Annotated in this window: 8 protein-coding genes; 1 reads left to right on the top strand and 7 read right to left on the bottom strand. The window is 32.1% G+C overall.

Annotated elements, in window-relative coordinates; genetic code table 11:
* Positions 1–5: 5 nt before the first annotated feature.
* The 7 genes from AD998_08420 to AD998_08390 all read right to left on the bottom strand — a co-directional run bounded on the left by AD998_08420 (position 6) and on the right by AD998_08390 (position 13,165).
* Complete coding sequence (locus AD998_08420; GenBank protein KOY86171.1) at positions 6–3,080, bottom strand: hypothetical protein; 3,075 nt, start codon at positions 3,078–3,080, stop codon at positions 6–8.
* Between the two features lie 5 nt (positions 3,081–3,085).
* Complete coding sequence (locus AD998_08415) at positions 3,086–4,417, bottom strand: hypothetical protein (protein KOY86170.1); 1,332 nt, start codon at positions 4,415–4,417, stop codon at positions 3,086–3,088.
* A 162-nt stretch (positions 4,418–4,579) separates the two neighbouring features.
* Entirely contained in the window at positions 4,580–7,789 is a 3,210-nt protein-coding gene (locus AD998_08410; protein KOY86169.1) for a hypothetical protein, read from the bottom strand.
* 9 nt (positions 7,790–7,798) lie between these two features.
* Positions 7,799–8,395, bottom strand: a complete 597-nt coding sequence (locus AD998_08405; protein ID KOY86168.1) for a hypothetical protein — start codon at positions 8,393–8,395, stop codon at positions 7,799–7,801.
* Positions 8,396–8,471: 76 nt separating this feature from the next.
* Complete coding sequence (locus AD998_08400) at positions 8,472–8,816, bottom strand: protein-tyrosine-phosphatase (GenBank protein ID KOY86167.1); 345 nt, start codon at positions 8,814–8,816, stop codon at positions 8,472–8,474.
* A gap of 2 nt (positions 8,817–8,818) precedes the next feature.
* On the bottom strand, positions 8,819–9,670 hold the full coding sequence (locus tag AD998_08395) for a hypothetical protein (GenBank protein ID KOY86166.1): 852 nt from the start codon (positions 9,668–9,670) through the stop codon (positions 8,819–8,821).
* Between the two features lie 57 nt (positions 9,671–9,727).
* A complete protein-coding gene (locus tag AD998_08390) occupies positions 9,728–13,165 on the bottom strand; it encodes a pyruvate carboxylase (GenBank protein KOY86165.1) in 3,438 nt (1,145 codons plus the stop codon).
* Between the two features lie 162 nt (positions 13,166–13,327).
* Between AD998_08390 and AD998_08385 the strand changes: the two genes are divergently transcribed.
* On the top strand, positions 13,328–14,449 hold the full coding sequence (locus tag AD998_08385; GenBank protein ID KOY86164.1) for a hypothetical protein: 1,122 nt from the start codon (positions 13,328–13,330) through the stop codon (positions 14,447–14,449).
* The last annotated feature ends 23 nt before the right edge of the window (positions 14,450–14,472 follow it).

Here is a 14,472-nt window from a genome sequence, read left to right as displayed (position 1 = left end):
AACTGTTATTTATCACAAGTATTTTCATAAGGTATATCTTTACCCACAAAGGTATTCCACTCTGTTTCATTCATATTTCTTTTTATTTCTTTGCACAGCATTTCTGCAAGTTTACTAGCTCGCGTGGGCCAAGCTCTTACCATCAAATCTTTACAACCTGCAAATATTTTTTCTCCATCAGGACTAAATGCAATTGACCAAACCCAATCGTAATGATCTCTTAATACTATTGGGGATTCTTTTAATAAAGATAGATTCCAAATTTTTACAGTTCCATCCCAGCTCCCTGTTGCCAACATATTACTGTTTTTAGGATTAAATGCTATATTGTTTACTTGTGCTTTATGTTTAGTTAGATGTTCAATATTTTTAGTTTGTTGGTTTATGAGAGCCAAAGATCCATCCTCACTACCTACCACAAGCCACTTTCCATCAAGACTAAATTCAATAGAGGAAGTAGCTATTTTAGTAGGATGTTGATATACAATTTGCTGTGCTTTAGTTGCTCTATCAATTTCTACTACTGTACCATCTGATTTACCTATAGCAATCAATCCATTGATTGAGTTTACTGTTACATCATTGATTTTGAAATCACTAGTGATAATTTCTCTTGAAGTAGTTCCATCCCATTCCAATACTTTATTATCTCTACCAACAGAAATGAGTTTATTATCATTAGTAAAGGCTAAATACCAAATCTGAGTCGTATTTGTTTTTAATATTTTTGGTTTTCCATTAAGATCTTTTAACTCATATAAATTGATGAAAGAATATTCTCCTGCATAAGCCAAATATTTATTATCAGGGCTGATAGCTACTGCTCTATGTACTTTACCAGGGTTATTAATCACTACTTCAGGAATAACATTGTCAAGGCGAGGGTCCCAACGTACAATTTTACCATCACTACCTGCAGAGTACATATAGTTATTGTTAGGGTTTGATACAAACGAGCGAACATTGGCACTATGTACATTATATCTATTAAACTCTCCTTTTATACTTTTAAGAGCATAATACAATCCATCATAAATATCATGGTCTTTTTCATATCCTCCATTACGGCTATGGAAATTATATGCTTGTTGAGCCATGAGAGCTTTTCTTACAGAATCAGATTCCTGTAATGATTTTACAGCCATTGAACGTGCTATAGATAAACGTTGTTGTCTTTTAGCTTCTGCTTCTGCTACTTTAGCCAATTTACCTTGTTCTTCTGCTATTTTACTTTGTATCGCTGCTAAACGAGCATTAGACCTTGCTATATCAGCTTGTTTTTTAGCTTCTTCTTCTTTAGTTAATGCTATTCTACGCTGTGCTTCTGCTAGTGCAGCTTGTTCTTTTGCTCTTTCACTTTCTAATTGTGCAAGCCTACTTTGTTCTGCAGCATTTTTACGTTGTTTATCTGCTTCAAGAGCTTGTTCTTTTGCCTTTTGACTTTCCTTTTCTGCATTTTTGCGTTGCTCTTCTGCTTCAATCGTTTTTTTATCTGCTAGCTGTCTCTGTTCTTCTGCTAATAACAATAACAACACTGCTACAATACCACCCAAACCAAAAATACCAGCAATGAGCCTTGTTAAGAAAATACGTCGTTTTTGTTGTTTCTCTTTGTTTCTCTGCTCTCTTTCAAACTCTTTTTGGCTAAAATCCAAATAAAGCATAGTTCTTTCGTAGGCAGGATGATATCTTAATCCCCAAAGCAAGGTAGGTTTTTCTTCTTCTCGCCAGTTGAGAGCTATTTGCAAATCAGGAGAACGCAATAAACTATTTTTTCCTTGTTGGTGCTTTTCAGCATTTTCAGCAAGTCTTAAATATGATTTGGACGATTCAGCTTCTTCTTCTACCCATTTGTTCAAGGTTACCCAAATACGCATTAAACTTTCATGCGATATATCAATGACCATTTCACCATCTAAATTCACATTCGAAGGAGGCATCAAAAGTGTCCTTTCTGGGCTTCGAAAATGGTTGATTACTTCTATAACTTCTTCTATAGATGCATCTGCTACAGATGCTATTTCTTTGAGTTTGGTTGGTCTTCTAATACCTCTACCCTCACTACTCTTTTCTGTAATAGTTCTAAAGAGTTTTTCACATATTCTCTTTTCTTTTTCATTCAACTCATTGTATGCTTCATTAGCATGAATAGAAAGTGCTTGGCTCATTCCACCAATAGCTTCATAATCAGTAATAGTGATAGCATCTTTTCCACTTGTTGTTCTTTGCCAATAGTCCCATGTACGCATCAGAGCATGTTGCATGATAGGGAGTTGGTCAGAATTATCTCCAATATCATTTAAGATTTTTTGAGTAAGAGCTTCATCTATTGTTCCATTCATGACCTTTACAGGTCCCATGATGGCCTCTCTTTTCTCATTACGAGTCATTTGAGGAATCAAAAACTGACTATCATTGATAAGTTTTGTAAGATATGGGTATTGTGAACAATCTCCCACAAAATCTGAACGCATGGTAAGAGCCACATAAATAGGCACTTCCGACTGATACACTGCATTGGCTATGAGTTTAATAAAAGCAAGTGTTTCTTCGTGAGAATGTGTATCAATATCTTTAAATCTGAATATTTCTTCAAATTGATCAATGAAAATCAAGTAATTTCTTGGAAATTGCTGATACTTACTTTTAATGGATTCTATCAAACCATTAGAGTCTTTTGTAAGAAGGGCATATTCAATATTTTCTGAAAGATCATTTTTTTCAGAATCTTCAAAATCAATTAATTCATTGTTTACAAGCGATTTGGCTAGGTTTTTGATAGGCGAAACACCTGGACGCATTGTAAAAATTTCCCATTTTGAGGAAGTTTCAGTAGGATAATCTCCATACAACACAGGAAATATCCCACAATAAATAAATGAAGACTTTCCAATACCTGATGTACCAATAATAGAAGCAAATCTATTCTGAACAAGCTTGCCAAGTACTTCGTCTATTTGGTTTTCTCTACCAAAATAAAGATGACTTTCTTCATATTTAAAAGGTCTCAAACCTGGAAAAGGATTTTTAATCACTTCTTTCTCAGATTTTTTATCAAAATCAAGGTTGAGTGTTTTCATATCTATTAGTTGTTAAATCTAACCAAAAAGTTTTGTAATATATTTTCATCATTCATATTTATAAGCGTAACACTTTCATATAAGCTATTTTGTGGTAAATCTTGAATGGTTCTACTCAACAATACTCTTGTTGAGAAATCTTTTTTCCTTCCTATATTTTTTATTTTGAACGTATCTGTCAGTTTACTATGAAACCATTTGAGACTTTTTGAGTTATTGACAAAAAATACAGCCTTACAATTCATCAAATTACTTAAATGCTCTTGCATCCAAGCATCTTTTGCGTCATATTTAGAAGTATTAATTTGTGCTACTGATTCTCCTTTTTCAGTAATTGTATTGTAAATACTTAGAGCATCTTGCTCAGCTGTTTCATCATAAATCAAATAAATATGATTTTGTTGTTCGTTATCAAAATTTTGAGTTTGTTTTTGTATTTTCTCTTCTACAAGCCCTTTTAGCTCTTCCAATGTACAACTAATGATATCTGCTCCTCTGTTTAATTGTTTATCTCTGAAAATAGTATTCATGTACAAAGCCTGATTTTCTTCTTCTGTTTTTTCAGAAGCTATCCAAATAACCCTTTTAAAATCATGATGACTGTTACAGTAATGAGCTGCTATCTCGTTTTCAAGTTTACCCAAAGGTTTATTCTGATACGAAAATTGCTCTTGATATGTTGTGCCTATTAAATGAACAGAGATAAAACATTTCTTCAAATTTTCTTTTATTTCTTGTTCAGTATCTTCTTTTTGTAAAATATTTTCTTTGGGGTAAATATCAAAGCCCATTGCATATAGTTCTCTTCGCATACTCTCCCTAATTGGTGCTACATCTTGGCTTGTATGAGCAAGATAAACACCTTTTTTAATTTCTTCTTCAGTTTCTATAGTATTTGTAAATAGATCTTTTACTAAATGATGTGCTGATTCTGCAAGACTAAATAAAAAATGATTGATAATTTCAGTTTTTTCTGTTCCTTCTACATTTAGTTCAGTAGGTAAATAAAGAGGTTTTATGGTATTGCTATAAAGCCTCAGTTGGGCATTTTGTGGATAAACATGATAAACATAATTTTTAAGCACAGAAAATTCAAACTGTTTATTCCACTCTTCTATATGGTTTTGATAGGTAGAACTTGTATCTTCTCCAAGCAACTGAAGCATTATCGAAGTACCCTCAGAATCTGTCCCTTCATCCATAGACTTAAGAAATACTACTTCTGTCTGATGATAGTGCTTAAAGAGGTGTATAAAATACTTACTAAAAAGATCTAACCAATCATCAGTGTATCTTTCAGAGTATTTTTTTACAAAAACTTTTAATAATCTGCTCATTACTTTTTCATGTTTATTTACCTAATTGCTCATTTGCTTGTTGATTAAGTTTCCCTATAAGCTCATAAACTTGCTCAAAAGGGAGTTTTCCCAATGCTTTAAAAATTAAATTTGCTTCCTCTAAAGTTAGTTGAAATACTACTTCTTGTACTTGTTCTTCCATCAAGCATACATATTTATAGTTCTTTCTATTTTATCATGATTTTTGAGAATTGTAATAGGTATTTGCTCATGAAAAGATAATAACTCATTAAACAATTCTCGTTTTATTTTAAATATTAAGGTTGTTTCTTTGCTAACTAACCTTATTTTTGTCTCATTACTATAATCTTTAAATAAACTACTCACAAAATCAAATGGTTTCATGATTTCCATTTGTGTTTCTTTTTCCCATTTCTCCATACTACCCTGATACAAAATGAAATAATCCATTTGATCTATTAAATCGTATTCTGCAATAATATCATTTTCTTGGAATAGTTGGATCTCAATGGTTTGAGCTATTTCACACAATGTAAGTCCACTCATTCCTTTAAAAATACTATTATTTTCAAGGAACTTAACTATTTCAAATTGAATAATAGGTATTACAAAATCTTTAAATTTTCTTTCAACAACCTCTATTTTTTCAAGACCATTTTTTACATAAAGATATTTAGCTGTTTTATCAAAACGAGAGAGCTCTTTTTTCAAGAAGTCTGAATAATAATCTCTTAATCCTATCAAAGCTACTTCACTAATAACACGATTGGGATTTAATGCTTGTGCCATGAGTAAATCTTGATAATCTTCTGTATCTTTTTTAGAACCCAATAGTTCGTTCAAAGCACAAGCCTTTGTCCATTTATTTACATATTTTGCATCTCTTTGTACCAAATTCAACAATACCTCCTCTTTTTCCATAGGTTGTGTAGGAAAAATGTATTTCATGGTATCGACCTTATCCTCAAAGCCTGAAGGGTTTAGAATAGGTAGTAACATGGGTTTAAGTGTATCGCTGAGTACTACATCTAAAAGTTCAGAAGCAAATTCTGCATCTTCATCCTTCTCACTATAAATATTATTCTGCACTAAATCTATAGTGTTTTTATCATACATCAAGGATAAGAAACTGAATATCTTTTTAATATTATCATTTATCTCAGCTTTTAGAGCATTTTGAAGTGTTGCAGAAGTTTTCGAGTTTTGTAAATCTATATGAGCGGACATATTCCAAACTACAACTTCACAAACATCTTCTAACTCTTTGTTAATAAAAATCATTCTATCTTCAGGCAGTTTGTAGCCACATCTGCTAATACTATCCAAAGCTTTAGAGCTAATATTTTGGTTGGGATAGGTAAGTTTTTTCAAAAGTAATTCAAACGCTTTTTCTGAGCCTATTCGCTCATATACTTCCATGATTCTCAATTGGATACTTTCTTTTTGCTCTGTTGCATAAAAAGCAGATTCAAGTGAGTTAAATATTTTTTCACCAGTTGCAATAATGGCAGATAAGGCTGCATTACTATAAAATGGATCTGCAAGTTTATCAATAAGGTTATGATGTAAATCCAAACTTGATGAATTGGCAGAAGCCAAAATAGCATTGTATCGAACCTTATAAATAGGATCTCTGAAAAGACGATTAAGTAATCTTGAACGAATTTGGTCACCTGCGTATGCAGATAGTAATGCTCCAAAAGCTCGTTCAAAACTAAGTTTTGAATAGGTAAGTTGTTCTATATATTTAATTTTCTCAAGCCTGAAGTCAGCACCTTTCAAATAAGAATTGGTAGAGGCTATTAAGCTAGAATTTTCTAAAACTGGAAAATATTTAGAGTCCATTACCTCATTAAGTATAGGTATTGACTCTAAAACGCATAGATTTTTTGCATCAAACAAGCTAATTTTCTGAATAGATGCATTTTCAGTTGTCAATAACTCTATTATTTTTTTTCGATACAAAATAGGATTAATAATAGAGAGTACATTAAGATAGTAAATTACTTCGTGTAATGGGTGTTGTGTAATATTTTGGGATATTTTTTCAGCATAACTAATATTGGATGCATTTTTAGAGACTCTCAACATTTCTTCATTATTGTTAAGAGTGTCTTTCAAAACTTCTTTATATCGGTTATACATTACTGATGCTACTTTTACAAGAATCAGTAGTGTTACCATAATTAATATAATTTCATATATTCTACTTGAAAAAGGTACTTTTTCAAGTAGCCAAATCCCTCCTCCTGCTACTATAATAGCTATTCCTTTCATGATACCTTCTAACTTAATTTGGGTATCAAAGCGTAGTTTGATATTAATTGGCAACAAGTAAGCCTTATAGATAGGTGTTTCAATAGCATCTTTTAATACGTCATTAAGGATTTTTGTAATAGCAGCTATCACAAAGAACAAAAAGAAACGTTCTGATTTAATTGAATAACCTGTAAAAATTGCCACTAAGAATAATACCAGCACAAAACTACCTACTAAAATAGGCATGATAAAAAGAATAAATCGAGGACCTAATCTGTATAAAATGATTTGGTATAAAAAAACTTTCACTAAAAAGCTCAATGAAAATATAGCTATGAATGCAATAGAAACAAATTGTACAATTTCTGGAATATCTTTAAGATATCTGTCTTTGGCTATTCCTATAAATAAATAATCAATTGAAATTGTAATTAGAGTACTTACAACTATGAATAAGGCAATAGAAGTAAAATATGGGTTATTAATGAGTTTCTTAAAATTATTTTCTGCATGAATAATTTGGGCGTTGAGTGTCAAAGATTGACTAAATTTAAGCCCTCTGATAGCTCTAATTGGAAAAAGACTTAGCAAAAATAGAATAGAAGAACCTAAAATAAGGTACTCTGGTTTAAAAAAGCTTGTCTTTAAGAATAAAATTGTTATAAATGAAAATATAATTCCAGAGAAATATAAACTTGCCCCTAAACGATTGGTAAATCTTCTAGAATCATTGAGATTAAATAATCGGTTGAAAACACCCCAAAAGAGAGTTTGGGCAACTGTTGAAAAAATAGGAAAAAATGCGAATCCTACAAAAACAGCATAATAATGTAATGTTGTTCCTAAATTGTAATATACCCACGATGTTCCAATTATAAAAAATAATAAAATAATAAAGGCTAAACTTAAAAAAGATAAATATCGCTGTAAGTAATTGAATATAAACGAAAAAATAAGCATTATCACTCCCAATAACATAAAAGCAGCTGGGAACTCCTTTGCAGGAACATGATAAACTAACAAGCTAATAGATCCTATTGTATAACAAATGGTTGCACTTCCTAGAAGGAAGCCCCAAGTAAATAAAATGAAAGTAGCAAAAGATATTTTTTTCTTTAGAAAATCAATCATGGTTTTATCTTAGCTTTTATTAATTTTATCAATATTTTTTTCCATTTTATCCACCTCTTTTTTATTTTTCTCTATTTGTTGTTGTTGTTGTTTCATCTTGTTCAGTTCTTTTTGCATTTCTTTCATCTTTCTATTTTTCTTTCCAAATATTTTAAATGGAGCAGCCAATACCAACAATACGCTTTTACCAATTCCATTGATTTTTTCAAATTCATTCCCAATATTTAAGGCATTATACATTTTCCTACCATCTTTTGTAAATTTATAATAACCAAAAAGTGTCAAATCTAATAACAAAGTAGGTTCTTTATGACGTTTTATCCATCCTTTTGAGACAATCATGCATAAATTATCTCGATTGATGTTTTCTTTTTTAATTAAACTATCTTTTACTTTATGAAAGACACTGATGGTAGAGCTATCTGTTAAGATAATGACCCATCGTTTTTTATTTTTAATAGCTCTGATACTATACGGATTCCCTTTAGAAGTAACACCCTGATAATTAGGCTCTAAGGATTCAATTGCTTTACGACAAGCTATAGAATCTTGACTATAACTATCATGTAAAATGAAAAGAGATATAATAAATAAAATATATTTCATTGAAATTACCTATGAATTATATGAAAGAAAATTTCTAATGTTCAAATTTATTTAAAATCTATCAAAATAGGCAAACTTATGCTAAATATTTTTCTATAATAGGTTCAATTTTTTCATTTAATATTTCGATAAGCTCCTCATCCATAAACTCAAACTCATCAGGGATGTTTAAAACTTCGATAGAGGGTATTTGCAGATAATGATAAATATCTTTGATATGTTTACTTTGTTCTCTTTCCATTACCAAAATTAAATCAGCCCATTCAACATCTTTTTCTGTAATTTTTCGGATGCTTTTAGGGCTTAGACCAACAGAACGAATATGGAATCTGTCATCATTTTTATATATAAATTCTGCTGTTCTGCTTCTTTTTTTATTTTTTCCACAAACAACAAGTAAATTAGGTCTATTGAATTCCATATTTATTCTAAATCTTTTTGGATAAGTTCATAATCGATGGTCAAGCCATGTTTTTTAAAGAAGCTTGCCATACGTTGCAGTCGTTCTCTATCATTAAATTTCAGATTCCATGATAGTTTTTTCAAACACTCTGAACACAATCTATTGGGCTGTTTGTCTGTTTCTTCCATCGTATTACTTCCATTCATTAAACACATAGCATGGGTGCAATGGCTCACTGAAAACATGTGTCCCATCTCATGAGCAATTACCTTGATAAGTCTTTCTAAACATAGGGTATAATCTTCATTTTCTAATAATCGGTAAATAGACATTACTCCTAAATTATTAGTTGCCAAACCAAATACAAAATTCCAAGAAGGCTCTGGATATAAATCTTTTTCTGTGATGGCTATGAAAGCAATAGCATCTTCTGGTAAGCGTTTTTTCAAGAAAGGGTTTAGAATATAAGAAGCCCATAGTTGTTCTATATCAAAAGCAGATATTCTGCGGGCATTTGCAGGGATAATACTATCTGAAATAGGTTTATAACGTTTAACTTTCAGGTTGAAAAATATCTCTAAATATTCAGAAGTGTGTTGAATCAGTTCGTTTTGTTTTGCATCAAAATTGCCAATAGGCAACACATAAATTACATTTCTTGTTGAAGTAGGTGTTACATATTTGATTTTTTTGTACTCTTCAAAAGTTTGCCCCTTTTCTTTATGATAAAAAAGCCAATCTCCTGTCTGAGGTTCAGGCATTTTTTTATCGTTTTTTTGGACATTACTCCAAATTATCTCATTATCAGCTTGTTCTTTACTTTTGCATGCAAGCAAAAGCAATAGTATCATATAATTTATTAAGATTTTCATAGTTTCTATTTTTTTAAAACAAGGAGAAACTTTGATTTCTCCTTGTTTTTGTATGCTTTATTCTAATTCAATAACCATGTCACCTTGCTCCACAATAGAGCCTGAAGGCAAATGAATTTGTTTAACAGTTGCCTCTTTGGTAGCTGTAATAATACTTTCCATTTTCATGGCTTCTATGATAAACAAAGGTGTATTAACTTGCACTTTATCTCCCTCTTTTACTTTCACCTGAGAAATTTTCCCTTGCAATGGTGAGCCTATTTGATTCTCCCCTACAGCTTTTGCATTGGTTTTGAGTAAACTTTTTAAGGAATTATCTATCACACGAATACGTCTGGTTTGTCCGTTGTGTTCAAAATAAACAGCTCTGATACCATTTTCATCAGCATTCGTGATACTTACCATTCTAATAAGCAAGGTTTTTCCTTCATCTATCTGTACCAAAATTTCTTCCCCAGCTTTCAATCCAAAGAAAAACGAAGATGTAGGTAAATAATACACCTCTCCCATATCTTGAACATGAGCAAAATACTCATCAAACACTTTAGGATAAAGTTGATATGATAAGAAATCTAAGAAATTTTCATCATATTTTTCTTTAAATGCTTCAAATTCTGTTTCAAAATCAATAGGTTTTAAATGAGCATTGGGTCTATCAGTAAAAGGTTTTTCATCTTTCAAAACCATTTTTTGCAATTCTTCAGGAAAACCGCCATAAGGTTGCCCTAATTCTCCTCTAAAAAACTCTTTTACAGATTCAGGGAACGAAATATTATGCCCTTTTTGCATAATATCCTCAGCATTATAGCCATTGGCTGTCATAAACAAAGCAAAATCGCCCACTACTTTAGAGCTTGGAGTAACTTTGATAACGTTTCCAAAAAGTTTATTGGCGTCTTGGTAATTTTTAACAACTTGTTCAAATTTATCCCCTACTCCCACAGATTCTGCTTGAGCTTTTAGATTTGTATATTGTCCTCCAGGCATTTCGTGTTCATACACTTCTGCCGAACCTGCTTGCATACCTGATTCAAAAGGATAATATACCTGTCTAACCCCTTCAATATATTTAGAAAGTTCATTAAGCTTGGCTAAATCATAGTGATTTTCTCTTGGATGCCCTTGCATCATGGCCAACACTGAATTAAAATTGGGTTGTGATGTTGTACCTGACATCGCAGCAATCGAAACATCTACTATATTTACTCCTGCTTCAATAGCTTTCAGATAAGTTGCTGCCTGAATAGATGCTGTATCATGGGTATGTAAATGAATTGGTAATGAAACCGTTTCTTTGAGTTTTGAAACTAAAAGTTCGGCAGCATGAGGTTTTAGAAGCCCCGCCATATCTTTGATGGCAAGAATATGAGCTCCTGCGTCTTCTAGGCGTTTTGCAAAATCCAGATAATATTGCAGAGTATATTTCTTCTCATCTTTATTGAGTAAATCACCTGTATAACAGATAGAAGCCTCAGCAAGGCTGTTGGTATATTTTCCAACTGCTTCGATACTTGTTTTAAGATTTTCAATCCAATTTAAAGAATCAAATATCCTAAAAACATCTATTCCATTTTCTGCTGACTTTTCAATAAATTTTTCAATTAAATTATCAGGATATGCCTTATAACCCACACCGTTTGCACCACGCAAAAGCATTTGCATTAGGATATTAGGGGCTGCTTTTCGGATAAATTGCAGGCGTTTCCAAGGGCATTCCTTTAAAAATCTGAGAGCCACATCAAAAGTAGCACCACCCCACATTTCCAAAGAAAATGTTTGTGGAAAATGATACGCCATTGCCTCAGCATAAGGAATCATATCTTTGGTACGCATGCGTGTAGCCAAAAGCGATTGGTGCCCATCTCTGAGAGTTGTATCTGTATAATAAATTTTCTGCTCATTTTTAAGCCATTTGCTAAAACCCTCTCTACCCAAATCTTCTAAAATTTGCTTTGTACCTTTTTTAGGCACTTCAAGGCGTTCATAATCAATAATATGTGGCTTTACAAAAGTTTTTGAATCATCTTTGAATTTAACATCAGGGTTACCATTAACAATTACATTTGCCAAGAAACGCAAAGCTCTGGTTCCTCTATCGAATTTTTTAGGGATTTTGAAAAGTTCTTTATGATCTTGAATAAAGCTAACCGTTGCTTTTGCACTTTGGAATGTTGGGTGATTGATCACATTTTCCACAAAACCAATATTGGTTTTTACACCTCTGATTCTAAATTCTCGTAAAGCTCTACTCAAACGTTGTGCTGTACCTTTGAGCGTTCTACCTGAAGCTGAAACTTTTACAAGCATGGAGTCGAAGAATGGAGAGATTTTTACACCAGGGTATGTACTTCCTTCATCCAAACGAATTCCAAAACCTGCTGCATTTCTATATTCTACGATTGTTCCAAAGTCAGGTTTGAAATCGTTGAGAGGATCTTCGGTGGTAATTCGGCATTGAATAGCCACACCACGAGCCACAATGTCTTCTTGCTTATGAATCCAAATTTCAGGGTCCGAGAGGCGATGCCCTTTGGCTATCAGGATTTGTGAACGAACAATATCAACTCTTGTAATTTCTTCTGTAATGGTGTGTTCTACCTGAATACGAGGATTTACCTCAATAAAGTAAACATTTTCATCAGCATCTACCAAAAATTCTACTGTTCCTACATTGTTATAATTTACTTTTTTACAGATGCGTAAAGCGTAATCGTAGAGTTTGTTTTTGGTTTTTTGTTCTAAAAACGAAGGTGCTACTTCCACAACTTTCTGAAAACGGCGTTGAACAGAACAATCTCTTTCATAGAGGTGGACAATATTTCCATAATTATCCCCCATAATTTGTACCTCTATGTGCTTAGGATTTTCTATGAACTTTTCAATGAAAACGGTATCATCTCCAAAAGAGCGACCAGCTTCACCTTTAGCCTCATTATAAGCTTTTTCTAAATCTGATTCGTTGCGTACTACACGCATACCACGTCCTCCTCCACCTGCAGAAGCTTTAAGCATTATAGGAAAGCCTATGCGTTTGGCTTCTTTGAGAGCCACATCAAAAGTAACTATAGGCTCTTTATTATCCTGAATAATAGGCACATCTGCTGAAATAGCTATTTTTTTAGAAGCTATTTTATCCCCCAAAGCTTCCATTACTTCAGGCTGAGGACCTACAAAGATGATACCTTCCTCTCTACAACGACGGGCGAGAATTACATTTTCAGAAAGGAAACCATAACCAGGGTGAATTGCATCAGCTTTTACTTTTTTTGCCAATGTAATAATTTCTTCAACATCAAGATATGGACGAAGAGGCTCATCGTCTTTGCCTATTTGATAGGCTTCATCAGCTTTAAAACGATGCAGAGAATAACGGTCTTCGTATGTATAAACAGCTACTGTACGTATTCTGAGTTCAGACGCAGCTCTAAAGATACGAATGGCTATTTCTCCACGATTAGCCACTAAAATTTTTTGAAGATTCTTTAAGGATTCCATATCTTAAATGTTAGGCGTATGGTATTTTTGATATTGAGTGATACTTGAGTTTTTTAGCACTAGACCCCGATATTAACATATACACATGATTTTTGCAAAAAAAATCATGTGAAGTTTCTGCTTCATTAATAAAAAACCTAATTTGCGTGAAATAAAGAAACAATGCAGAAGATTTTGATATTTTTGATAATAGCTATCAGTTTGTTTTCGTGTAATGAAAATACAAAAAATTTAAAAATTCGAGAAAATACAGATATTGAGGCATTTTCTTCAATTAGTTCTTTGCAAGCTTTACAAAATGCTTTGGACGATGACCCTGATAATGTAGAGATTCTATATAAATTAGCTTTATGGCATTATCATAAAAAAGAATATTCAAAAACAGAAAATTATTTACAAAAAGCTATTATTATTGAGCCTAACTGGAAGTTATATCTTTTAGAAGCTCAGAGTAAATACAAAAGTAAACAATTTGCTCAATCTCAAAAATCGTGGAAAGAAGCTTATAGATTAGAACCACAAGCTTTGCCTATTCTTTTATTTGGTTTACAGTCATCTATTGATCTGAAAGATAGCATTTTAGCCTCTAAACTTATTTCGAAGACCATCAATATCTACCCCAATAATCCCCAAGTATATTATTGGCAAGGAAGATGGGCTACTACACAAAATGACACTACAGAAGCTTTTTCACATTTTACAAAAGCATTATCATTTAATCCAGACTTGGTCGAAGTTTATTTACACATTTCAGGATTGTATAATTATCATGAAAAATCTGAAAAGGCTATTTTATGGGCAAAAAAAGGCTTGTATTTGAAACCTAAATATGATAGTTTACTTTTAGAAATAGCTATTGCTTATCAGAATTTAAAAGAAATAGATAGTGCTCAAAAATATTATTTCAAAGCATATCAGCTCAACAATACATTTTATAAAGCTTCCTATCAACTTGGTATTCAGGCTTGGAAGGCAGGTAAATATCAAGAAGCTCTTACTCTTTTTGAAAATACCTACCGTTACAAAACGGATTTACCAAAAATCAATTATTATATTGGCAATTGTCATGAGTTTTTAGATAAAAAGAATTTAGCTATAGATTTTTATAAAAAAGCTATTCAGCAAGAACCTGATAATATTATCAGCAGACAATCGTTAGCCAGTTTACAACAAAAAATAGAGTTGATTCGACTACAAAGAGTTCAAGATTCTTTATTTAGAGTACAGCAAGAAACTGAAAGAAAAATATTGGAGGAACAACAAAAACAAAATATTCCTAATTAGTCTATTAAATCAAAAGAGCCTTC

The organism is bacterium 336/3 (genome assembly GCA_001281695.1).
Taxonomy (GTDB): domain Bacteria; phylum Bacteroidota; class Bacteroidia; order Cytophagales; family Thermonemataceae; genus Raineya.
The sequence above is the reverse complement of the archived record's forward strand: the minus strand, read 5'-3'. Positions and strand labels throughout refer to the sequence as shown.